Consider the following 20361-nt stretch of genomic DNA (forward strand, 5'->3'; position numbering starts at 1 on the left):
CTCAGACTCCTTGCGAATCAGCGGGGGCCACTTCCAGCAGCAAACCCTTGCGGGTGATGACACGCACCGCTTGCCCAGACCGCAGCGGCGTCGCGCTTGCCACCTGCCAGCGTTCGCCTTCCAACTGGACCCAGCCATGATGATGATTGCCGGCCTGCAACGCGGTCACCGTCGTGACGCTGCCCAACAGCGCGGCATCACCGCTGACCGGTTGGCGCGGTCGTGTTTTCAACGCACGGACCAACAGGACGATCAGCAGCACGGCACTGACCAGGCCCAGGCCGAGCATCAGCGGAGCCGGTACATCGGCGTTGGTCAGGATGACCGCGCCAATCACACACAGGACAATCCCACCCAGCCCCGCGACGCCATAATTGGGCAGGGCCGCCTCGAAGACCAGCAAGGCCACGCCAACGGCAACCAGCCAGAAACCCAGGGGATCGGTGCCTGGCAGCACGAGGCCATCGGCGCCGAACGCAGGCCCGCTGATCGCCAGCAGCGCAACCGTCAACCAGTGAATGTTCACAGGACCCTCCGCAACGTGTATTCGTCGGGACGTTATTCAAAGTCTAGTCGAGTCGTGGGTTGATTGAATTTTGATCAGTCTGGCGGTCATTCAGGGCTAGACTGCGGGAAAGCACCCAATCACCCGTCTTATCCTCAGGAGCCTCCCATGGAATCCCCGATCCACAGCCTGCCCGCGCTGTTCAAACAATTGGGCCTGTCTGATGCCGCCGTTGATATCGACAAATTCATCGCGACTCATTCCCCTCTCAAGCCTGAACTTCACTTGGCTGATGCGTACTTCTGGAATGAGGGCCAGCGGCAAATGCTGCGCGACGAGATCCTCGAAGATGCGGACTGGGCGGAAGTGATAGACCAGTTGGATGTGTTGTTGCGCAAGGGGCGTAGCGAGTGATGCACAAGACCTGTGGGGATAAACTATTATTCTTTATGGTTATTAATAAATAGCTTCTTATTCCTTAAATAATATAGCTCTCCTCCCTATACTCCTCCGGGAACAGACACGCAGGAGAGCACCCATGCGCAACGAATCGATTCGCTACCTGATTGTGCCGGGCTGGCAAGGATCGCCGGAAAATCATTGGCAAACCCACTGGCAGAACAGCCTGCCCAACAGTGCCAGGGTCGAGCAGGCCGACTGGGTCACGCCTCGACGTGAAGACTGGGTCGCGGCGCTGGCCGAGGCCGTGGCCGCCGACAGCACACCAGTGATCCTGATTGCCCATAGCCTGGGTTGCATCACGGTGGCCCATTGGGCCGCCACCGCGCCTGTGCAGTTTCTGCGGCAGGTGCGTGGGGCGTTGCTGGTGGCGCCGGCGGATGTCGAACGGCCGGCCTGCGCCCCGGCGCTGCGCAACTTCGCGCCGATTCCCACTGATCTGTTGCCGTTCCCAAGCCAAGTGGTCAGCTCCGACAACGACGCCGCCGTGAGTGCCCCGCGCGCCCTGGAGCTGGCGCGCAACTGGGGCGCCGAGGCCGGGATCCTGGCGGGAGCGGGGCATATCAACGTGAAGTCCGGCCACCAGCGCTGGGAGCAGGGTTTCGCTTACCTCTATCGTCTGCAAAACCGCATGGAGCATCACGCCCTGCGCCGCGCCTGAATTTTAGCGCCCCCCGTCTCCCGGCGGTCTGGGGCGGGAGCCTGCCATGAGTTTGCATGAAACCTTCGGTCAGCCCTTGCTGACCTTTCCCGATGCGGAAAAAAGCCTCCTGAGCATTCGCGCCAAGGCGCTGGTGTTCGTCGACCCTCGTTCGCGGCAATTGCGCCAGGCATTGGAGCAACTGGCGCCCCGTGCGGTCTCGGTGCTGATACGCGGTGAAACCGGTAGCGGCAAGGAATTGCTGGCCCGGCATATCCACCGTGAAAGTGAGCGCGGCGGGTTGTTTGTCTCGGTCAACTGCGGCGCGATCAGCCCGACCTATGCCGACGCCGAACTGTTCGGTTATGCCGCCGGCAGCTATAGCGGTTCTGCCAGCAGCCGGGCCGGTTGGTTTGGTTCGGCCAATGGCGGCACCCTCTACTTGGATGAGATTGGTGATCTGCCGCTGCCGATCCAGATCAAATTGCTGGCGGCCCTGGAAAACCATGAAGTCACCCGTGTGGGTGCGCATCAGCCCAGCCCGGTGGATGTTCGCCTGGTGGCAGCGACCAGCATCGACCTGGCGCAAGCGGTGACGGCCGGGAAATTCCACGAACGGCTCTACCACTACTTGAGCGAAGGCCAACTGGAACTGCCGGCCCTGCGCGAGCGGGTAGGCGACATCCTGTCCCTGGCCGAATATTTCCTGGGCATCTACAGCCAGCGACTCGGCCTCAGCGTGCCGCTGATCAGTGACGCGGCGCAGCAAGCCCTTGAACAGCACAGTTGGCCGGGCAACACCCGCGAGCTGGAAAACGTCATTCACTTCGCGTTGCTGGTGAGCACGGGGGATGAGATTTTGCCGGAGCACTTGAATCTGCCGCCCCAACCTTCAGCCCTGGAGCTGATTGATCAGCAGGTGGCGCACGTCATTGCACAGGGTTCGCAAGCCGAGCGCATAGCCCTCAAGGCGCTGCTCAATCGACTGGAGCAAACGCTATAGATCAGGACTCCCTCGCCACAAAAAGCGGGATTTTCTATATGAGTAAAATGAATATGAACTTGAAGAAAAGATATTGTTAAGGAATAAAAAATATCGGTATTGTCCGCATCACGCCAGCGATAGCACTTCACTGGCACTCCACATTTGGCCGTCGTCCATGACGACCGTGATTTTCGATAAGGACACTGCATGAAAAAGGTTCTGTTGTTCACCGCATTGGCGGCAGCCCTGGCCTCTGGCCTGGCCCAGGCCGCGGAGAAACTGGTCGTGGCGGCCACCCCGGTGCCCCACGCTGAAATCCTCGAGCTGATCAAGCCGGCCCTGGCCAAAGAAGGCGTGGACCTGGAAATCAAGGTCTTCACCGACTACGTCCAACCCAACGTGCAGGTTGATCAGAAGCGCCTGGACGCCAACTACTTCCAAACCCTGCCGTACCTGACGAACTTCAACGAAGGCAAAGGCACCCATCTGGTGACCGTGATCGGCGTTCACGTCGAACCATTCGGTGGCTACTCGAAGAAGTACAAAAAATTGGCTGATCTGCCAAACGGCGCAACCATCGCGTTGCCCAACGAAGGTAGCAACAGCGGCCGTGCCTTGATCCTGCTGCAGAAGGCGGGTCTGATCGAGTTGAAAGACCCGAAAAATGCGTTGGCAACCCCGAAAGATATCGCGAAGAACCCGCACAACTTCAAGTTCAAGGAACTGGAATCGGCCATGCTGCCGCGCGTGCTGGACCAGGTCGATCTGGACCTGATCAACACCAACTATGCCCTGGAAGCGGGCCTTAACCCGGCCAAGGATGCACTGGTGATCGAAGGCGCGGACTCGCCTTACGTCAACTTCCTGGTGGCCCGTCCGGACAACAAGGACAGCCCGGCCATCCAGAAACTGGCCAAGGCCCTGACCAGCCCTGAAGTGAAGGCGTTCATCGAGAAGAAATACAGCGGCGCGGTACTGCCGGCGTTCTGATTCGCGGGATATATCCTTTCACGGTTTCAAACGCCGACGGCTGAGACAGCGTCGGCGTTTTTTATTGTGGGAGATTCTATGGTGCAGGGCTACCCCTTAAATGCCCTTCGGTAAGTATTCGCTCTGGTTCTTCAGCAGGGCGAATACTACTCGGGCAAGCTTGCGGGCCAGTGCCACTAATGCTTCGGTTGTGCTGAGTCCCCGGGCCCTCAATGCCTCATAAAAACCCTTCCATGCCGCTGTGCGCCTCGCCGACATCGCGGCGTTATGCATCAATCGACGGGCCTCTGGGTCACCTCGCTTAGACAGGCAGCGGCGTCCCTTCTTTTTCCCTGAGTCCGATATACGCAGGTCTAGGCCCAGAAAAGCGATGAAGGCATCGGCATTTCTGAAATCCCCACGCTGAAACGACGTGAGCAAACGGGCACCGTTCAACAGGCCAATGCCTTCGACTTTCATACAACGCTTGAGCTGAGCGCCCAAGCCAGCGGCTTCCAACTGCGTCTGGATTGTTTTCTCGAGCAAGATCTCCAGTCGTTGCATGGCCTTTATCTGGTTCTCAAAGGCCTTTTTGAGCAACGGTTCGTTTGACCAGCTTTGCTTGAGGCTGACGCGCGCCTGAACCAAAGCTGCCCGGCGCCGGAAAAGGCTTATAAGCCGGCAATACAGTGGCGATGGCGGGGTCCACGGGTGCAACTGGTGGCCTTCGTTGTTCAAGTAGCGAGCCAACAACCGAGCATCCAGCGCATCGGTTTTAGCGCGAACTTTCACACCTTTGCGGTAATGACTGAGCTCGTAGCCGCCGATCATGTAGATCACACAGCCTTGCGCATAAGCCAGGTCGGCGAATTCCTGATGATAGATATTGGTGGCTTCGATGGCGACATCCACTGGCGCGGGCAATTCCTTGAGCCACTTCTTGATCGCTGCTTTGGTGTTGGGGATCGCTTCCAGTCGATCTGTTTCTGCGTGATAAATCACCAACTCATCTTTGGCGACATCAACACCCACGATCGGCTTTGCGACAGAAACCGGCATTGCCATTGAAAATCCTCCGGGCTAAGGTTTGAACACTTGAAGGGTTCACCCAGAGGCGCAGGCTTGTTCCTATCGTCGGTCTAGGCCAGATGCATTCTTTATCGGCGCTTGGGTGAAAGGAGGAGGGGTGAAATCTCCCACGGTCTGTACTGCGGCTAACAGTCAGAATCGAGCTTTGTCCCTCCTCCTCCCTTCAAGTCCTACCATACAAGCGAGCTTGCTCGCGATTCGGTTGATCAGGCGCTGATTAATCCGGCCAATGCCACGCCGGTTCATCCAGCACCCGCTGCCCGACAATCCCGGTCTGCCCAAGCTCCTTTTCCAGCACGATGCAATTGCACTGCTCATCCTGCTCCAGGGCGGCGATCAGGCGCGTGGCGTGGGATACCACCCAGACCTGGCAATTGACTGAAGCCCGGATGATCAGCCGCGCCAAGGCCGGCAACAGATCCGGGTGCAGGCTGGTTTCCGGTTCGTTGAGCACCATCAGCGAGGGCGGTCGTGGTGTGAGCAGGGCGGCCACCAGCAACAGATAGCGCAAGGTCCCGTCCGACAGTTCGGCGGCGGACAGCGGCCGCAGCAGGCCGTGCTGTTGAAACGCGATGGCGAAACGTCCGCCTTGCAGTTTCTCGATGCGCAGGTGGGCACCGGGGAACGCGTCGCCGATGGCGGTATGCAAAGCCTCGACGTCACCGATTTCAAGGATGGTCTGCAACGCGGCGGCGAGGTCGCGTCCGTCGTGATGCAGCACCGGTGTGCGGGTACCCAGTTGCGGTTGGCGCACCGGGGCGTCGGCATCGCTGCGAAAATGATCGTAGAAACGCCAGCGACGAATGAACTCGCGCATCTGCAAAACCTCCGGCGAAGTGCGCAGGCTGCCGACCTGGTCGAACAGGCTGTCGAAGGTCGGCGTGTGCTGGGCCAGTACATCCCAGGAGCGGCCTTCGCGGGCACGGATCATCGGCCCGTTGCGGTCCACCAGCAGGCTGGCCGGCCGAAACACCGGGCCGGCCCAGATGCATTCGCGCTTGATTTCAGGGTCCAGTGAAAACGCTGAAAGACTGGGTTCCGGCAAGCCCAGGGCGATCGAATAGCTGAAGTCTTCACCGGCGAAGCCCAGGCGCAGGCGCTTGGTGCCCTGGCGCACAACCGCCTGGACCGGCACCTCGCCGTTACGCATGCGGCGGCTGATTTCTTCCGGCCCGGCCCAGAAGGTCGAGTCCAGTCCGCCTTCGCGGGCCAGGGCGTTGACCACCCCGCCCTGGGCCGTCTCTGCCAACAGGCGCAGGGCGCGGTACAGATTGGACTTGCCGCTGCCATTGGGACCGGTGATCAGGTTCAGCCGGCCCAGGGGGATTACCAGCTTGTTGATGGAGCGGTAATTGGCCACCGCCAGGGTCTTGAGCATGAGCAGACTCCTGCTGCTGGGGGTCCATAAGGAGGCGATCAGTTTGCCTGATTTGCGCTCCTGTTGTATTCGTTGAACCCTGTTCTAAGCTCACAGTCGTATCGTCACTGGTACGTCCGTACAGCGCAAAGGAGTCTGCATGGCTGGTCCCCGAATCAAACTGGTAGTAGGCCTGGGCCTCTGCGTGCTGCTGGCCGGATGCGGTGATGAGAAGCCTGCGGAAAAAGCCCTGCCACGGGTTTTTGTGCAGCAAGCCGTGCCCAGCGAATATGCCGCCTCGGTGACCCTGACTGGCGATGTCCAGGCGCGGGTGCAGGCCGACCTGTCGTTTCGCGTGGGCGGCAAGATCATCGGGCGCAAGGTCGATGTCGGCGACCGGGTCTCGGCCCGGCAAGTACTGGCCCGGCTCGATCCCCGAGACCTGCAGACCAACGTCGACTCCGCCGAGGCCCAGGTGGCCGCCGAGCAGGCGCGGGTCAAGCAGAGTGCGGCGGCGTTCGTGCGCCAGCAGAAACTCCTGCCCAAGGGCTACACCAGCCAAAGTGAATACGACACGGCCCAGGCCCAACTGCGCAGCAGCCAGAGTGCATTGAGCGCCGCCCAGGCCCAACTGGCCAACGCCCGCGAACAACTGAGCTACACCGCACTGATTGCCGAGGCCCCGGGCATCATCACCGCGCGCCAGGCGGAAGTCGGCCAGGTGGTGCAGGCCACGGAACCGATCTTCAGTCTGGCCCGGGACGGCGAGCGCGACGCCGTGTTCAATATCTACGAATCGCTGTTGAGCGAACCGCCTTCGGACCCTGCAATCACCATCAGTTTGTTGGATAACCCCGCGATCAAGACCACCGGTACGGTGCGCGAAATCACCCCGGCGGTGTCTGCCCAGACCGGCACCGTGCAGGTCAAGGTCACCCTCAATGATCTGCCCGAAGGCATGCGCCTGGGCTCGGTGGTCAGTGCCACGGCCAAGTCCGCCGGCAAGACCGCCTTCGAGCTGCCTTGGTCGGCCCTGACCAAAAACCTCAGTGACCCGGCCGTTTGGCTGGTGGACGGCGAGGGCAAGGCGCAGTTGCAAACGGTGACGGTCGGCCGCTACCTGACCGGCAAGGTCATCATTAGCGATGGGCTCAAGGGCGGTGAGAAAATCATCATCGCCGGTGGGCAATTGTTGCATCCCGGCGTACGCGTCGAGATCGCTGAAAACACCGCTGGAAAAACCACGCAGGGGGGGCAACCATGAAGCGTTTGTGGATGGTCTCTGCCGCCCTCTTGCTGGCCGCCTGCTCCAAGGAAGAAGCGCCGCCCGAACCGGTGCGTCCGGTGTTGTCCGTTGAAGTCCGGGCCCTCGACCAGCAGGCACTCGGGCGGTTCGCTGGCAATATCCAGGCGCGCTATGAGAGCAATGTGGGTTTCCGCGTGCCAGGACGCATCGCCAGCCGCAATGTCGATGTCGGTGCGCAAGTGAAGAAGGGCGACCTGCTCGCCACGCTCGACCCTACCGACCAGCAAAACCAGTTGCGCGCCGCCCAGGGCGATCTGGCGCGGATCGAGGCGCAGTACATCAATGCCCAGGCCAATGCCCGGCGCCAGCAGCAATTGTTCGACCGTGGCGTCGGCGCCCAGGCGCAACTGGACATCGCCCAGACCGACCTGAAAACCACTGGCGCCTCTCTCGAACAGGCCAAGGCCTCGGTGGAGCAGTCCCGCGACCAGCTCAACTACAGCGCGCTGCACACCGACCACGACGCCGTCGTCACCGCCTGGAGTGCCGAAGCCGGGCAGGTGGTCACCGCCGGCCAGCAAGTGGTGACCCTGGCCCGCCCGGACATCAAGGAAGCAGTGATCGACCTGCCGGCCGGGCTGGTCGAGCGCCTGCCCACGGACGTGGTGTTCGAGGTTGCCGCGCAATTGGACCCGAACATCCACACCACCGCCATCGTGCGCGAGATCGAACCCCAGGCCCAGAGCGCGACCCGCACCCGCCGCGCGCGCCTGACACTGACCGACACACCGCCAGGTTTTCGCCTGGGCACGGCCATCAGCGTGACCCTGAGCTCGACCATCGAACCACGCATCGAGCTGCCACTGAGCGCGCTGCAGGAGATCGACGGCAAGGCGCGCATCTGGCTGGTCGACCCGCAAACCCAGACCGTCTCGCCCCGTGACGTACGGATTCTCGAACGTTCGGCCAACTCGGTGTTGGTGGCCAACGGCATCAAGGCCGGCGATCGCGTGGTCAGCGCTGGGGTGAACAGTCTCCAGCCGGGGCAGAAAGTGAAACTCGACGAGGACGCACGATGAAAGGGCCTTTCAATCTGTCCGAATGGGCCCTGCGGCATCAGTCGTTCGTCTGGTACCTGATGTTCGTGGCATTGCTGATGGGCGTGTTTTCGTACATGAACCTGGGGCGCGAAGAAGACCCATCGTTCACCATCAAGACCATGGTTATCCAGACCCGTTGGCCTGGCGCGACCCAAGAGGAAACCCTCAGGCAGGTCACCGATCGCATCGAGAAAAAACTCGAAGAGCTCGATTCCCTCGACTACGTCAAAAGCTACACCCGACCGGGAGAATCGACGGTGTTCGTGTACCTGCTCGACACCACCGGGGCCAAGGAAATTCCCGAGATCTGGTACCAGGTGCGCAAGAAGATCAACGACATTCGCGGCGATTTCCCTGACGGCTTGCAAGGGCCTGGCTTCAACGATGAGTTCGGCGATGTCTACGGTTCGGTGTACGCCTTTACCGGCGACGGTCTGTCGATGCGCCAGTTGCGCGACTACGTGGAACAGGTGCGCGCCGAGATCCGTGACGTACCGGGCCTGGGCAAGGTCGAGATGGTGGGCGAGCAGGACGAAGTGCTCTACCTGAATTTCTCCACACGCAAACTTGCCGCCCTGGGGATCGACCAGCGCCAAGTCGTGCAAAGCCTGCAGACCCAGAACGCCGTGACCCCGGCTGGGGTCATCGACGCCGGGCCGGAGCGGATTTCCGTGCGCACGTCCGGGCAGTTCCAGTCGGAAAAGGACCTGGCCAACGTCAACCTGCGGCTCAACGACCGCTTCTATCGACTGGCCGACATCGCCGATATCAGCCGCGGTTACGTCGACCCTGCCACGCCGATGTTTCGTTTCAACGGTACACCGGCCATCGGCCTCGCCATCGCAATGAAGAAGGGCGGCAACATTCAGGACTTCGGCAAGGCGTTGCATGCGCGCATGAGCGAGCTGACCGCCGACCTGCCGGTGGGCGTTGGCGTGCATACCGTCTCGGACCAGGCCGAAGTGGTGGAGGAGGCGGTCGGCGGCTTTACCAGCGCCTTGTTCGAGGCGGTGATCATCGTCCTGGTCGTCAGCTTCGTCAGCCTCGGTGTCAGGGCCGGGCTGGTGGTGGCCTGCTCGATTCCACTGGTGCTGGCGATGGTTTTCCTGTTCATGGAGTACAGCGGCATCACCATGCAGCGGATTTCCCTTGGCGCGTTGATCATCGCCCTCGGCCTGCTGGTGGACGACGCGATGATCACCGTGGAAATGATGGTCACGCGCCTGGAAAAAGGTGACACCAAGGACCAGGCAGCGACGTTCGCCTACACCTCGACGGCGTTCCCGATGCTCACCGGGACCCTGGTAACCGTAGCCGGTTTCGTGCCCATCGGCCTGAACGCCAGTTCCGCCGGTGAGTACACCTTCACCCTGTTCGCGGTCATCGCCGTGGCGATGCTGGTGTCATGGATCGTCGCGGTGTTGTTTGCCCCGGTGATCGGCGTGCACATCCTCAGCACCAACGTGAAACCCCACAGCGCCGAGCCGGGGCGGATCGGCCTGGCATTCAACGGCGGCCTGCTGTGGGCGATGCGCAATCGCTGGTGGGCCATTGGCATCACCGTGCTGCTGTTCGTGCTGTCGGTGTTTTGCATGCGCTTCGTGCAGAACCAGTTCTTCCCATCCTCGGACCGGCCGGAAATCCTGGTGGACCTCAACCTGCCGCAAAACGCCTCGATGGACGAGACCCGCCGGGCGGTCGATCGCCTGGAAGCGACCCTCAAGGGCGACCCGGACATCGAGCGCTGGAGCAGCTACATCGGCGAAGGCGCGATTCGTTTTTACCTGCCGCTGGACCAGCAACTGCAGAACCCGTACTACGCGCAACTGGTGATCGTCAGCAAGGGCCTGGAGTCGCGCACGGCCCTCACCGAGCGCCTGCAAAAGCGTCTGCGTGAGGATTTCGTCGGGATTGGCAGCTACGTGCAGGCCCTGGAAATGGGCCCGCCGGTGGGAAGGCCGATCCAGTACCGGGTCAGCGGCAAGGACATCGACCAGGTGCGCAAGCATGCGATCGAACTGGCCACCGAGCTGGACAAGAACTCGCACATTGGCGAGATCATTTACGACTGGAACGAACCGGGCAAGGTGCTGCGCATCGACATCGCCCAGGACAAGGCGCGGCAGTTGGGCCTGTCTTCCGATGATGTGGCCAGGCTGATGAACAGCATCGTCAGCGGCTCGCCCGTGACCCAGGTCAACGACGATATCTACCTGATCGACGTGGTCGGCCGTGCCGAAGATGCCGAGCGTGGTTCGCCGGAAACCCTGCAGAACCTGCAAATCGTCACCCCGGGCGGCACCTCGATTCCGTTGCTGGCGTTTGCCACGGTGCGCTATGAACTGGAACAGCCCTTGGTGTGGCGTCGTGACCGCAAGCCGACCATCACCATCAAGGCCGCGGTGCGCGACGAGATCCAACCCACCGACCTGGTCAAGCAACTGCAACCGGAGATCGACAAGTTCGCCGCCGGCCTGCCAGTGGGCTACAAGGTCGCCACGGGCGGTACGGTGGAGGAGAGCAGCAAGGCCCAAGGGCCGATTGCCAGTGTCGTGCCGCTGATGCTGTTCTTGATGGCGACCTTCCTGATGATCCAGCTGCACAGCGTGCAGAAACTGTTCCTGGTGGCGAGCGTCGCGCCTCTCGGATTGATCGGCGTGGTGCTGGCGCTGGTGCCGACGGGCACGCCCATGGGCTTCGTGGCGATCCTCGGGATCCTCGCGTTGATTGGCATCATCATCCGTAACTCGGTGATCCTGGTGACCCAGATCGATGAATACGAACGTGACGGCTACGAGCCCTGGGATGCGGTGGTGCAAGCTACCGAACACCGGCGCCGACCGATCCTGCTCACGGCGGCTGCGGCGAGCCTGGGGATGATCCCGATTGCCCGGGAAGTGTTCTGGGGGCCGATGGCCTACGCGATGATCGGCGGGATCATCATCGCCACCCTGCTGACGCTGCTGTTCCTGCCGGCGCTGTATGTGGCCTGGTACAAGATCCGCGAGCCCAAGCGCGATTGAGTTGGCGTTAAATCATGAGGCCCTCCCGGTCACCGCAAACTTTACTTGCGCAACAACCGCAGCCCATTGAACACCACCAGCAAACTCACCCCCATGTCGGCGAACACCGCCATCCACATGGTGGCGAACCCGGCGAAGGTGAACCCGAGAAAGATCGCCTTGATCACCAACGCCAAGGCAATGTTCTGTTTCAGGATGCTTGAAGTCTGCCGCGACAGGCGAATGAAAGCCGGGATCTTGCGCAGATCATCGTCCATCAAGGCGACATCGGCGGTTTCGATGGCCGTGTCGGTGCCGGCCGCCGCCATGGCGAAACCGATTTCCGAACGGGCCAGGGCCGGGGCGTCGTTGATGCCGTCGCCGACCATGCCGACGCGGTGACCCTGGGTGTACAACGCTTCGATGGCTTGCAGCTTGTCTTCGGGCAACAGGTCGCCTCGGGCCTGGTCCATGCCCACCTGCGCAGCAATCGCGTCGGCGGTGTGGGCGTTGTCGCCGGTGAGCATCAAGGTCTTGATGCCCAGGTCATGCAGTTGCCGGATGGCTTCGCGGCTGGAGTCCTTCACGGTGTCGGCCACGGCAAACAGCGCCAAGGGGCCTGTAGCGTCGAGCAGCAGCACCACGGACTTGCCTTGTTTTTCCAAGGCGAAGAGTTTCTCTTCCAGTTCGGGGGAGCACAGGCCGAGGTCTTCCACGAGGCGGTGATTGCCCAGGTGATAAGTCTGCCCGCCGATGTCGCCGCGCACGCCGCGCCCGGCAAGCGCCTCGAAGTTATCCACAACCTGCTGTGCCAGTTGCTTATCCACAGCCGCGTTGGCAATCGCCCGGGAAACCGGGTGGTCGGAGCGGGCGGCAAGGCTGGCGGCCAGGGCCGGAGCGGTGGTTTCCACGCTCGGGTCCAGCGCCACATAGTCGGTTTGCACCGGCTTGCCGTGGGTGAGCGTGCCGGTCTTGTCCAGGGCCAGGTAGTCGAGCTTGTAGCCTCCCTCCAGGTACACGCCGCCCTTGACCAGGATGCCTTTGCGCGCAGCGGCGGCGAGGCCGCTAACGATGGTCACGGGGGTGGAAATCACCAGTGCGCACGGGCAAGCGACCACCAGCAGCACCAGCGCTCGGTAGATCCAGTCGAACCACGCCGCGCCCATGAGCAGCGGTGGGATGATGGCCACGGCCAAGGCCAGGACAAACACCGCCGGGGTGTAGATTTTCGAGAACTGGTCGACGAAGCGCTGGGTCGGCGCGCGGGAGCCCTGGGCCTGTTCCACGGCGTGGATGATCCGCGCCAGGGTGGAGTGATCGGCCGCCGCAGTCACGGTGTATTCCAGTTCGCCGGCCTGGTTGATGGTGCCGGCAAACACCTTGTCGCCGATGGTTTTTTCCACCGGCAGGCTCTCGCCGGTAATCGGTGCCTGGTCAATGGTCGAACGACCGGCGACCACGTCGCCGTCCAGGCCAACCCTTTCGCCCGGGCGAACCCGTACCCGCGCACCGAGGGCGATGACTTTTACGTCTTGCACCTGCCAGCTGCCATCGGTCTGTTGCACGGTGGCCTGTTGCGGGGCCATCTGCATCAGGCCGCTGATGGCGTTGCGCGCGCGGTCGAGGGATTTGGCTTCGATCAGCTCGGCCACGGTGAACAGGAACATCACCATCGCCGCTTCCGGCCATTGGCCGATCAACACGGCGCCGGTCACGGCGATGCTCATCAGCGCGTTGATGTTCAAGTTGCGGTTTTTCAGGGCGATCCAGCCCTTCTTGTAGGTACTCAGGCCGCCGCTGAGGATCGACACCAACGCCACCAGCGCGACCACCCAGTTCGGCGCGGCGTTGGTGAAGTGGATCAACTCGGCACCCAGTGCCGTCACGCCGGACAGCGCCAGCGGCCACCAGGGCTTGGCCGGGGCGGGCAAGTCAGGGGTGGCTTTCTCTTGGCCCGGGGTCATCGGCTCGGCCTGCATCCCTAAGGATTCGATGGCCTTGATGATCGGCGCGTCGCTAGGCAAATCGTGGGTCACGCCCAGCACGCGGTTGATCAGGTTGAAATCCAGTTGCTGCACGCCTTCGAGCTTGCCGAGCTTGTTCTGGATCAGCGTCTGTTCGGTGGGGCAGTCCATGGCTTCGATGCGGAAACTGCTCAGCCGCGCACCGTCCGTCGGCGTTTTGCCGAGGATGACCTGCGACGGGGCTGCTTTCGATGCGCAGCAGGAATGCCCGTGGTCATGGCCGTGGTCGGGTTTGTGGATGTGAAGGGAATCGCTCATCGGGTGACGTCCGTGAAAAGTGCCTGTTGCGCAGTAAAGACCCTGTAGCCACTATAGGGTCAAGCACCTATTTGGGAGGCCGTACCATGAAGATCGGAGAACTGGCGAAAATCACCGACTGCCAGGTCGAAACCATCCGTTACTACGAGCGCGAAGGCTTGCTGCCGGAGCCGGCCCGTAGCGACGGCAATTACCGCGTCTACACCCAGGCCCATGCCGAGCGGCTGACGTTCATCCGCAACTGCCGCACCCTGGACATGACCCTGGAAGAAATCCGCAGCCTCCTGGCCCTGCGTGACAGCCCCCAGGACCAGTGCGAAAGCGTCAATGCGCTGATCGACGAACACATCCAACACGTCAAGGCCCGCATCGACGGCCTGCTGGCCCTGCAGACGCAACTGATCGACCTGCGCCATCGTTGTGGCGAAGGGCCGGACCTGGATCAATGCGGGATCTTGCAGCGGTTGGAAGTGAGCGGGGCGGTGGCGCCGGAGGTGGAGCATTCCCATGTGGGGCGTAGTCATGGGCATTGAGCCCTTGCCCACAGGCCCGCACACAGGGGGATGGTGGGATTCTTCTAGACCGCCATCGGCGCGGTCATCGGCGCGTGGTGCTGGTAGCCTTCGAGGGAGAAGTCGCTCGGTTCCACCAACTCCAGCCACTCGGGCTGGTACACGCCGGTCTTGGCAAACTCCGGCACACGCTCGGAAATCACCAGCTTGGGCATCGGGAACGGCTCGCGCGTGAGCTGTTCGTTGAGCATGTCCAAGTGGTTTTCGTAGACGTGGGCATCGCCGATGAAATAGGTGAACCAGCGCGGCGTGTAGCCGGTCAGGCGACCGATCAGGCTCAGCAGCGCGGCGCCTTCGGTGAGGTTGAACGGCGTGCCCAGGCCCAGGTCGTTGGAGCGGATGTAGAGGGTCAGGGAGATTTCCCTGGTCTCGACATTCGGGTGGAACTGGTAGAGCAGATGGCACGGCGGCAGGGCCATTTCATCGAGCTGGGCGCAGTTCCAGCCGTGGAACAGGATGCGTCGGCTGCCCGGGTCCTTGATGATGGTGTCGACGCACTGGCGAACCTGGTCGATGGCCTTGTACAGCACCACGTAGGCCTGGCCGTTTTCTTCGCCCTCGGCGATCTGCCGGTAACCCTGGGCCAGTGTCTGCTCGATGGCGGCCGGGTTGCTCAAGGGGATCTGTTTGTAGGCCGGCCATTTGCGCCATTGCACGCCGTAGATCTCGCCCAGGTCGTCTTCGCCCCGGCGGAACGGGTTGGCCAGCCACTGGGCGTTTTCGTTGGCGTTCTGGTCCCAGACCTTGCAGCCCAGGGCACGGAATTCGGCGGCGTTGTTCACGCCGCGCAGGAAGCCGCACATCTCGCCGATGGCCGATTTGAATGCCATTTTGCGGGTGGTGATGGCCGGGAAACCGTCTTTCAAGTCATAGCGCAGCATGGCGCCGGGGAAGCTGATGGTGTTCACACCGGTGCGGTTGGCTTGCTTGGTGCCGTTCTTGATGACGTGGGCCACCAGATCGAGATATTGCTTCATGGATTACCTGTGTCCTTGAACCCGGGACCAACGCCCCGGGGGTTCGAATTTTAAACCTTGGCCGCCGCAGCCGGCGCACGATGATAAGCCAGCCAGATCAGCGCCAGGCCGCCGATGATCATCGGCAGGCACAGCACCTGGCCCATGGTCAGCCAGTTCCACGCCAGATAGCCGAGCTGGGCGTCCGGTACGCGGACGAATTCAACGATGAAACGGAAGATTCCGTAGAACAGCGCGAACATGCCCGACACCGCCATGGTTGGCCGAGGCTTGCGCGAGAACAGCCAGAGAATCAGGAACAGTGCCACGCCTTCGAGGGCAAACTGATAAAGCTGCGACGGGTGGCGCGGCAACTGCGCCGGGTCGCTGAACGGCGGGAAGATCATCGCCCACGGCACGTCGGTCGGCTTGCCCCACAACTCGGCATTGATGAAGTTGCCGATGCGCCCTGCGCCCAGGCCGATCGGCACCATCGGCGCGACGAAGTCCATCAGCTCGAAAAACGACTTGTTGTTGCGCTTGCCGAACCACAACGCCGCCAGCATCACGCCGATGAACCCACCGTGGAACGACATGCCGCCCTTCCAGACTTCGAAGATCAGCGTCGGGTTGGCCACATAGGCGCTCAGGTCGTAGAACAGCACATAGCCCAGGCGTCCGCCGACGATCACCCCCATGGACAGCCAGAACACCAGGTCGGAAAGTTTTTCCTTGTTCCAGGTCGGGTCGAAACGGTTGAGCCGGCGCGACGCCAGCAACCAGGCGCCGCCGATGCCGATCAGGTACATCAGGCCGTACCAGTGGATTTTCAGCGGGCCGATGGCCAGGGCTACCGGATCGATCTGCGGGTAAGGCAGCATTGATATTCCTCGTAAACGTCAAAAATACCCGGGCGACGCTGCCACCTCGGGATTAAGCCAGGATTGCGTCAGAACAGAAAACTCAAGCCCACGCAGAATAGCAGGGCGGCAAACAACCGCTTGAGCAAGCGCGGTGACAGGCGATGGGCCAGCCGCGCGCCGAAGCGGGCGAAGACCATGCTGGTCAAGGCGATGCCCAGCAGCGCCGGCAAATACACAAAACCGAGACTATGGGCCGGCAGCAACGGATCGTGCCAGCCCAGAATCATGAAACTTAATGCGCTGACCACGGCGATGGGCAGTCCGCAGGCCGATGACGTCGCGACCGCTTGCTGCATCGGCACGCTGCGCCAGGTCAGGAACGGCACGGTCAGTGAACCGCCACCGATGCCGAAAATCGCCGAGGCCCAGCCAATCACCGTGCCGGCCAGGGTCAGTCCGGCCTTGCCCGGTACGTTGCGACTGGCGTTGGGCTTGAAGTCCAGGGCCAGTTGCACGGCAACGATCAGGGCGAACACGCCGATGATCTTTTGCAGGTGCGGGCCGGAAATCGCTTCGGCGGTGATCGCACCGAATCCGGCACCGATCAGGATGCCGACGGTCATCCAGGCGAACACCGGCCAGCGCACCGCGCCTTTGCGCTGATGCTCGCGCACGGCATTGACCGAGGTGAAGATGATCGATGCCAGTGAGGTGCCGACGGCCAGATGCGTCAACACCTGCGGGTCGAAACCCTGCAGGGTGAAACTGAACACCAGCACCGGGACGATGATGATCCCGCCCCCCACACCGAACAACCCGGCCAGCACACCGGCGCAGGCACCGAGCAGCAGATAGAGCACAAATTCCACCAGCGTCTCCCGCCCATCCCCGAAATAAGAGCGGCATGGTAACGGATCGAGGGGCTTGGGCTCTACTGAAGGCGATGGATGCCGGGGCGATGTGTGAGTAGAGTGGCTGATGATCGCTGTCCCTGTGGCGAGGGGATTTATCCCCGCTGGGCTGCGCAGCAGCCCTAAAACCTGGCAACTCGGTGTACCAGGTTTATCGAGTTGAAAGTTCTGGGGCTACTTCGTAGCCCAGCGGGGATAAATCCCCTCGCCACAAAAGCAGTGTCGTTCAGCTTCATTTTCAAACAGGACAACCTGATGTGCCTGATCGTATTTGCCTGGCGCCCCGGCCATGCCCAGCCGCTGATCGTGGCGGCCAACCGCGACGAGTTCTATGCCCGGCCGACCTTGCCCCTGGCCCAGTGGCCTGACGCGCCCCATGTGCATGCCGGTCGCGACCTGGAGGCCGGCGGCACCTGGCTCGGCATTGGCGCCGAGGGGCGTTTTGCGGCGCTGACCAACATCCGTGACCCAGGCCAATTGCCGGCCTTCAAGTCGCGCGGTGAGCTGGTGGCGCGGTTCCTGACCGGGAATCTGTCGATTGCCGACTACCTGAGCGAAGTCGTTCCCCGCGCCAGCGAGTACGGTGGCTTCAACCTGCTGCTCGGCGATGGCGTCGAGCTGTGGCACCACAACGCCCGCGATACCCAGCCGCAGCGGTTGGGCAAGGGGCTCTATGGCTTGTCGAACGCAGGGTTGAACACGCCCTGGCCCAAGTTGCTCAAGGCTCGGGCGGCGCTGGGCGAGGTGCTGGATGATCCGCAGCCCGAGGCATTGCTGGCGCTGCTGAACGATCCGCAACCTGCTCCGGTGGCTGAGCTGCCTGATACGGGGGTGGGCGTGGCGACCGAGACGCTGTTATCGAGTGTGTTCATCGCCAGCCCGGCCTACGGGACGCGGGCGAGTACGGCGCTGATTGTCCATGCCGATGGGACGCGGCAGATGATCGAGCGCAGTTTCGGGCCGCATGGGGGGCATTTGGGGGAGGTGGCGCTGTACATTTGAAGAAGATTACTTGTGGCGAGGGAGCTTGCTCCCGCTGGTGGGCGAAGCCCGCCCAAAAAGGCTTTGGGGCTACTTCGTAGCCCAGCGGGAGCAAGCTCCCTCGCCACAAATGCTCGTTGAACTGTCTAGAGGGTTTTGTTCGAAGCCGGATTGATCATCCGCGCCAACCCAAGGTTCTTCAGCGCCAGTTGCAAGGAGCTGTGGATCACTTGCGGGTTGTCGATGGTCATCACCTCCGCGAGCAATTCCTGGGCCTTGCTGAGGTTGATCTGGCGCAGCATCCATTTCACTTTCGGCAGGTTGGTGGCGTTCATCGACAAGCTGTCGAACCCCATCGCCATCAGCAGCACCGCGGCCGCGGGGTCGCCAGCCATTTCGCCGCAGATGCTCACCGGCTTGCCTTCGGCATGGGCGTCGCGCACCACGTTCTGCAAGGCTTGCAGCACCGCCGGGTGCAGGTAGTCGTACAGGTCCGCGACCCGCGGGTTGTTGCGGTCCACGGCCAGCAGGTACTGGGTCAGGTCGTTGGAACCCACCGACAGGAAGTCCACCTGCCGCGCCAGTTCCTTGGTCTGGTACACCGCGGCCGGAATCTCGATCATCACCCCGACCGGCGGCATCGGCACGTCGGTGCCTTCGTCGCGTACTTCGCCCCAGGCCCGGTGGATCAGGTGCAGGGCTTCTTCCAGTTCATGGGTGCCGGAGATCATCGGCAACAGGATGCGCAGGTTGTTCAGGCCTTCGCTGGCCTTGAGCATGGCGCGGGCCTGGACCAGGAAGATTTCCGGGTGGTCGAGCGTCACGCGAATACCGCGCCAGCCGAGGAACGGGTTGTCTTCCTTGATCGGGAAGTAGGACAGGGACTTGTCGCCGCCGATGTCCAGGCTGCGCATGGTCACCGGTTGCGGGTGGAACGCGGCCAGTTGTTCGCGGTAGATCGCCAGCTGTTCCTTTTCACTGGGGAAGCGCTGGTTGATCATGAACGGCACTTCGGTGCGGTACAAGCCCACACCTTCGGCGCCACGTTTCTGCGCCCGGGCCACGTCCGCCAGCAGGCCGGTGTTGACCCACAGTGGCATGCGGTGGCCGTCGAGCGTCACGCACGGCAGGTCCCGCAGCGCATCCAGGCCCAGGGACAGTTGCTTTTCTTCCTCGACCACATCGGCAAACTGCTTGCGCAGCACGTCGCTGGGATTGGTGTAGACCTCGCCGTGGTAGCCATCGACGATCATCTGGATGCCGTCGACCTTGGAGTACGGCAGGTCCACCAGGCCCATCACCGTCGGGATGCCCATGGCCCGGGCCAGGATTGCCACGTGGGAGTTGCCCGAACCCAGTACCGAGACCAGGCCCGCCAGCTTGCCTTCGGGCACTTCGCCGAGCATGGCCGGGGTCAGCTCTTCGCTGACCAGGATGGTGTTGTCGGGGTAGACCAGGGTCTGCTGGCGCTCCTGCTGCAAGTAGGCCAGCAAGCGGCGGCCAAGGTCCTTGACGTCCGAGGCCCGCTCGCGCAGGTAGGCGTCGTCCATCAGTTCGAAACGGTTGACGTGGTCAGTCACCACCTGGCGCAGCGCGCCCTGGGCCCACTGGCCGGTCTTGATGACGGTGGTCACTTCACTGCCCAGGGAGGCATCGTCGAGCATCATCAGGTAAACGTCGAACAGTGCGCGCTCTTCAGGGCGCAGCTGTGTCGCCAGCTTGGCCGACAGGGCCCGCATGTCGGCGCGTACGCCTTCGATGGCGGTCTTGAACAAACCCAGCTCGGCCTCGATGTCGGCGATGGCCTTGTCCGGCACCACGTCGAGGTCGGCGGGTGGCAACATGACCACCGCCGTGCCCACTGCCGCGCCCGGTGAGCCCGGTACGCCGACGAACTTGGCTTCCTGGATGCCCTTGCCCTGGCGACCCAGGCCGCTGATCGAGCCGGTGGCCTCGGCGTGGGCGATAACCCCGGCCAGTTGCGCGCTCATGGTCACGAGGAAGGCTTCTTCACCCTCGTCGAACTGGCGGCGCTCTTTTTGCTGGATGACCAACACGCCGACGACGCGGCGGTGGTGGATGATCGGTGCCCCGAGGAACGAGGCGTAGCGTTCTTCGCCGGTTTCGGCAAAGTAGCGGTAGCGCGGGTGATCCGCGGCGTTTTCGAGGTTCAGGGGTTCTTCGCGTGTGCCGACCAGACCGACCAGGCCTTCATTGGGGGCCATGCTGACCTTGCCGATGGAGCGCTTGTTCAAGCCCTCGGTGGCCATCAGCACGAAACGGTTGGTCTCGGGGTCCAGCAGGTAGACCGAGCAGACCTGGCTGCCCATGGCCTCTTTGACACGCAATACAATAATCCCCAACGCCGCCTTGAGATCCTTGGCGGAGTTAACTTCCTGGACGATCTTGCGCAGCGTATTGAGCATGGCTCGGGGTCGAACTCC

17 protein-coding genes are annotated in these 20361 nt (G+C 62.3%); 9 read left to right on the forward strand and 8 right to left on the reverse strand.

Annotated features, from left to right (window positions below):
- Position 1: 1 nt before the first annotated feature.
- A complete protein-coding gene (locus HU749_RS02090; RefSeq protein ID WP_046065235.1) occupies positions 2–526 on the reverse strand; it encodes an NfeD family protein in 525 nt (174 codons plus the stop codon).
- A 147-nt stretch (positions 527–673) separates the two neighbouring features.
- On the opposite strand from HU749_RS02090, the gene HU749_RS02095 reads away from it, so the two are divergent.
- The 4 genes from HU749_RS02095 (at position 674) to HU749_RS02110 (ending at position 3579) form a co-directional block, all read left to right on the forward strand.
- Entirely contained in the window at positions 674–919 is a 246-nt protein-coding gene (locus tag HU749_RS02095) for a DUF2789 domain-containing protein (RefSeq protein ID WP_079301497.1), read from the forward strand.
- Between the two features lie 124 nt (positions 920–1043).
- Positions 1044–1625, forward strand: coding sequence for an alpha/beta hydrolase (locus HU749_RS02100; protein WP_003196600.1), 582 nt, complete (start codon positions 1044–1046; stop codon positions 1623–1625).
- Between the two features lie 46 nt (positions 1626–1671).
- Positions 1672–2607, forward strand: a complete 936-nt coding sequence (locus tag HU749_RS02105; protein ID WP_186652550.1) for a sigma 54-interacting transcriptional regulator — start codon at positions 1672–1674, stop codon at positions 2605–2607.
- Positions 2608–2796: 189 nt separating this feature from the next.
- Entirely contained in the window at positions 2797–3579 is a 783-nt protein-coding gene (locus tag HU749_RS02110) for a MetQ/NlpA family ABC transporter substrate-binding protein (protein ID WP_003196610.1), read from the forward strand.
- A 96-nt stretch (positions 3580–3675) separates the two neighbouring features.
- On the opposite strand, the gene HU749_RS02115 is transcribed toward HU749_RS02110, so the two are convergent.
- Together HU749_RS02115 and HU749_RS02120 are read right to left on the reverse strand one after the other, a co-directional pair.
- Positions 3676–4623, reverse strand: coding sequence for an IS110 family RNA-guided transposase (locus tag HU749_RS02115; RefSeq protein ID WP_186652570.1), 948 nt, complete (start codon positions 4621–4623; stop codon positions 3676–3678).
- 241 nt (positions 4624–4864) lie between these two features.
- Positions 4865–6025 carry an AAA family ATPase gene (locus HU749_RS02120; RefSeq protein ID WP_046065239.1) on the reverse strand — a complete coding sequence of 387 codons (1161 nt, stop codon included), beginning with the start codon at positions 6023–6025 and terminating at the stop codon, positions 4865–4867.
- 139 nt (positions 6026–6164) lie between these two features.
- Between HU749_RS02120 and HU749_RS02125 the strand changes: the two genes are divergently transcribed.
- Genes HU749_RS02125 through HU749_RS02135 form a run of 3 tightly spaced genes read left to right on the forward strand, consistent with a single transcriptional unit; the run spans position 6165 to position 11373 of the window.
- Entirely contained in the window at positions 6165–7268 is a 1104-nt protein-coding gene (locus HU749_RS02125; RefSeq protein ID WP_186651471.1) for an efflux RND transporter periplasmic adaptor subunit, read from the forward strand.
- Positions 7265–8329, forward strand: a complete 1065-nt coding sequence (locus tag HU749_RS02130; protein WP_186651469.1) for an efflux RND transporter periplasmic adaptor subunit — start codon at positions 7265–7267, stop codon at positions 8327–8329. The genes HU749_RS02125 and HU749_RS02130 overlap by 4 nt, the downstream gene beginning before the upstream one ends.
- The gene (locus HU749_RS02135) at positions 8326–11373 is read left to right on the forward strand and encodes an efflux RND transporter permease subunit (protein ID WP_095963006.1); all 3048 of its coding nucleotides are present in this window, start codon (positions 8326–8328) and stop codon (positions 11371–11373) included. The genes HU749_RS02130 and HU749_RS02135 overlap by 4 nt, the downstream gene beginning before the upstream one ends.
- A 41-nt stretch (positions 11374–11414) precedes the next feature.
- On the opposite strand, the gene HU749_RS02140 is transcribed toward HU749_RS02135, so the two are convergent.
- Entirely contained in the window at positions 11415–13634 is a 2220-nt protein-coding gene (locus tag HU749_RS02140; protein ID WP_186651465.1) for a heavy metal translocating P-type ATPase, read from the reverse strand.
- Between the two features lie 86 nt (positions 13635–13720).
- Here HU749_RS02140 and cadR point away from each other — a divergent pair, with 86 nt between their 5' ends.
- The gene (gene cadR / locus HU749_RS02145; protein ID WP_003196623.1) at positions 13721–14167 is read left to right on the forward strand and encodes a Cd(II)/Pb(II)-responsive transcriptional regulator; all 447 of its coding nucleotides are present in this window, start codon (positions 13721–13723) and stop codon (positions 14165–14167) included.
- 44 nt (positions 14168–14211) lie between these two features.
- Here the strand turns inward: cadR and HU749_RS02150 are convergent, their stop codons facing one another.
- The 3 genes from HU749_RS02150 to HU749_RS02160 all read right to left on the reverse strand — a co-directional run bounded on the left by HU749_RS02150 (position 14212) and on the right by HU749_RS02160 (position 16894).
- Positions 14212–15183 carry a thymidylate synthase gene (locus tag HU749_RS02150; RefSeq protein ID WP_186651463.1) on the reverse strand — a complete coding sequence of 324 codons (972 nt, stop codon included), beginning with the start codon at positions 15181–15183 and terminating at the stop codon, positions 14212–14214.
- A gap of 50 nt (positions 15184–15233) precedes the next feature.
- The gene (gene lgt / locus HU749_RS02155) at positions 15234–16043 is read right to left on the reverse strand and encodes a prolipoprotein diacylglyceryl transferase (RefSeq protein ID WP_046065244.1); all 810 of its coding nucleotides are present in this window, start codon (positions 16041–16043) and stop codon (positions 15234–15236) included.
- 68 nt (positions 16044–16111) lie between these two features.
- Entirely contained in the window at positions 16112–16894 is a 783-nt protein-coding gene (locus tag HU749_RS02160) for a sulfite exporter TauE/SafE family protein (RefSeq protein ID WP_095974119.1), read from the reverse strand.
- A gap of 297 nt (positions 16895–17191) precedes the next feature.
- Between HU749_RS02160 and HU749_RS02165 the strand changes: the two genes are divergently transcribed.
- Entirely contained in the window at positions 17192–17938 is a 747-nt protein-coding gene (locus HU749_RS02165) for an NRDE family protein (protein ID WP_079301492.1), read from the forward strand.
- A gap of 125 nt (positions 17939–18063) precedes the next feature.
- Here the strand turns inward: HU749_RS02165 and ptsP are convergent, their stop codons facing one another.
- Entirely contained in the window at positions 18064–20343 is a 2280-nt protein-coding gene (gene ptsP / locus HU749_RS02170) for a phosphoenolpyruvate--protein phosphotransferase (RefSeq protein ID WP_014336001.1), read from the reverse strand.
- Positions 20344–20361: the final 18 nt, after the last annotated feature.

Origin of the sequence: Pseudomonas ogarae (assembly GCF_014268695.2) — a bacterium.
GTDB lineage: Bacteria > Pseudomonadota > Gammaproteobacteria > Pseudomonadales > Pseudomonadaceae > Aquipseudomonas > Aquipseudomonas kilonensis.

Coding starts and splice junctions, on each gene's coding strand:
- HU749_RS02095 (WP_079301497.1), top strand. CDS start 674: ATGGAATCCCCGATCCACAGCCTGCCCGCGCTGTTCAAACAATTGGGC.
- HU749_RS02100 (WP_003196600.1), top strand. CDS start 1,044: ATGCGCAACGAATCGATTCGCTACCTGATTGTGCCGGGCTGGCAAGGA.
- HU749_RS02105 (WP_186652550.1), top strand. CDS start 1,672: ATGAGTTTGCATGAAACCTTCGGTCAGCCCTTGCTGACCTTTCCCGAT.
- HU749_RS02110 (WP_003196610.1), top strand. CDS start 2,797: ATGAAAAAGGTTCTGTTGTTCACCGCATTGGCGGCAGCCCTGGCCTCT.
- HU749_RS02115 (WP_186652570.1), bottom strand. CDS start 4,623: ATGGCAATGCCGGTTTCTGTCGCAAAGCCGATCGTGGGTGTTGATGTC.
- HU749_RS02120 (WP_046065239.1), bottom strand. CDS start 6,025: ATGCTCAAGACCCTGGCGGTGGCCAATTACCGCTCCATCAACAAGCTG.
- HU749_RS02125 (WP_186651471.1), top strand. CDS start 6,165: ATGGCTGGTCCCCGAATCAAACTGGTAGTAGGCCTGGGCCTCTGCGTG.
- HU749_RS02130 (WP_186651469.1), top strand. CDS start 7,265: ATGAAGCGTTTGTGGATGGTCTCTGCCGCCCTCTTGCTGGCCGCCTGC.
- HU749_RS02135 (WP_095963006.1), top strand. CDS start 8,326: ATGAAAGGGCCTTTCAATCTGTCCGAATGGGCCCTGCGGCATCAGTCG.
- HU749_RS02140 (WP_186651465.1), bottom strand. CDS start 13,634: ATGAGCGATTCCCTTCACATCCACAAACCCGACCACGGCCATGACCAC.
- cadR (WP_003196623.1), top strand. CDS start 13,721: ATGAAGATCGGAGAACTGGCGAAAATCACCGACTGCCAGGTCGAAACC.
- HU749_RS02150 (WP_186651463.1), bottom strand. CDS start 15,183: ATGAAGCAATATCTCGATCTGGTGGCCCACGTCATCAAGAACGGCACC.
- lgt (WP_046065244.1), bottom strand. CDS start 16,043: ATGCTGCCTTACCCGCAGATCGATCCGGTAGCCCTGGCCATCGGCCCG.
- HU749_RS02165 (WP_079301492.1), top strand. CDS start 17,192: ATGTGCCTGATCGTATTTGCCTGGCGCCCCGGCCATGCCCAGCCGCTG.
- ptsP (WP_014336001.1), bottom strand. CDS start 20,343: ATGCTCAATACGCTGCGCAAGATCGTCCAGGAAGTTAACTCCGCCAAG.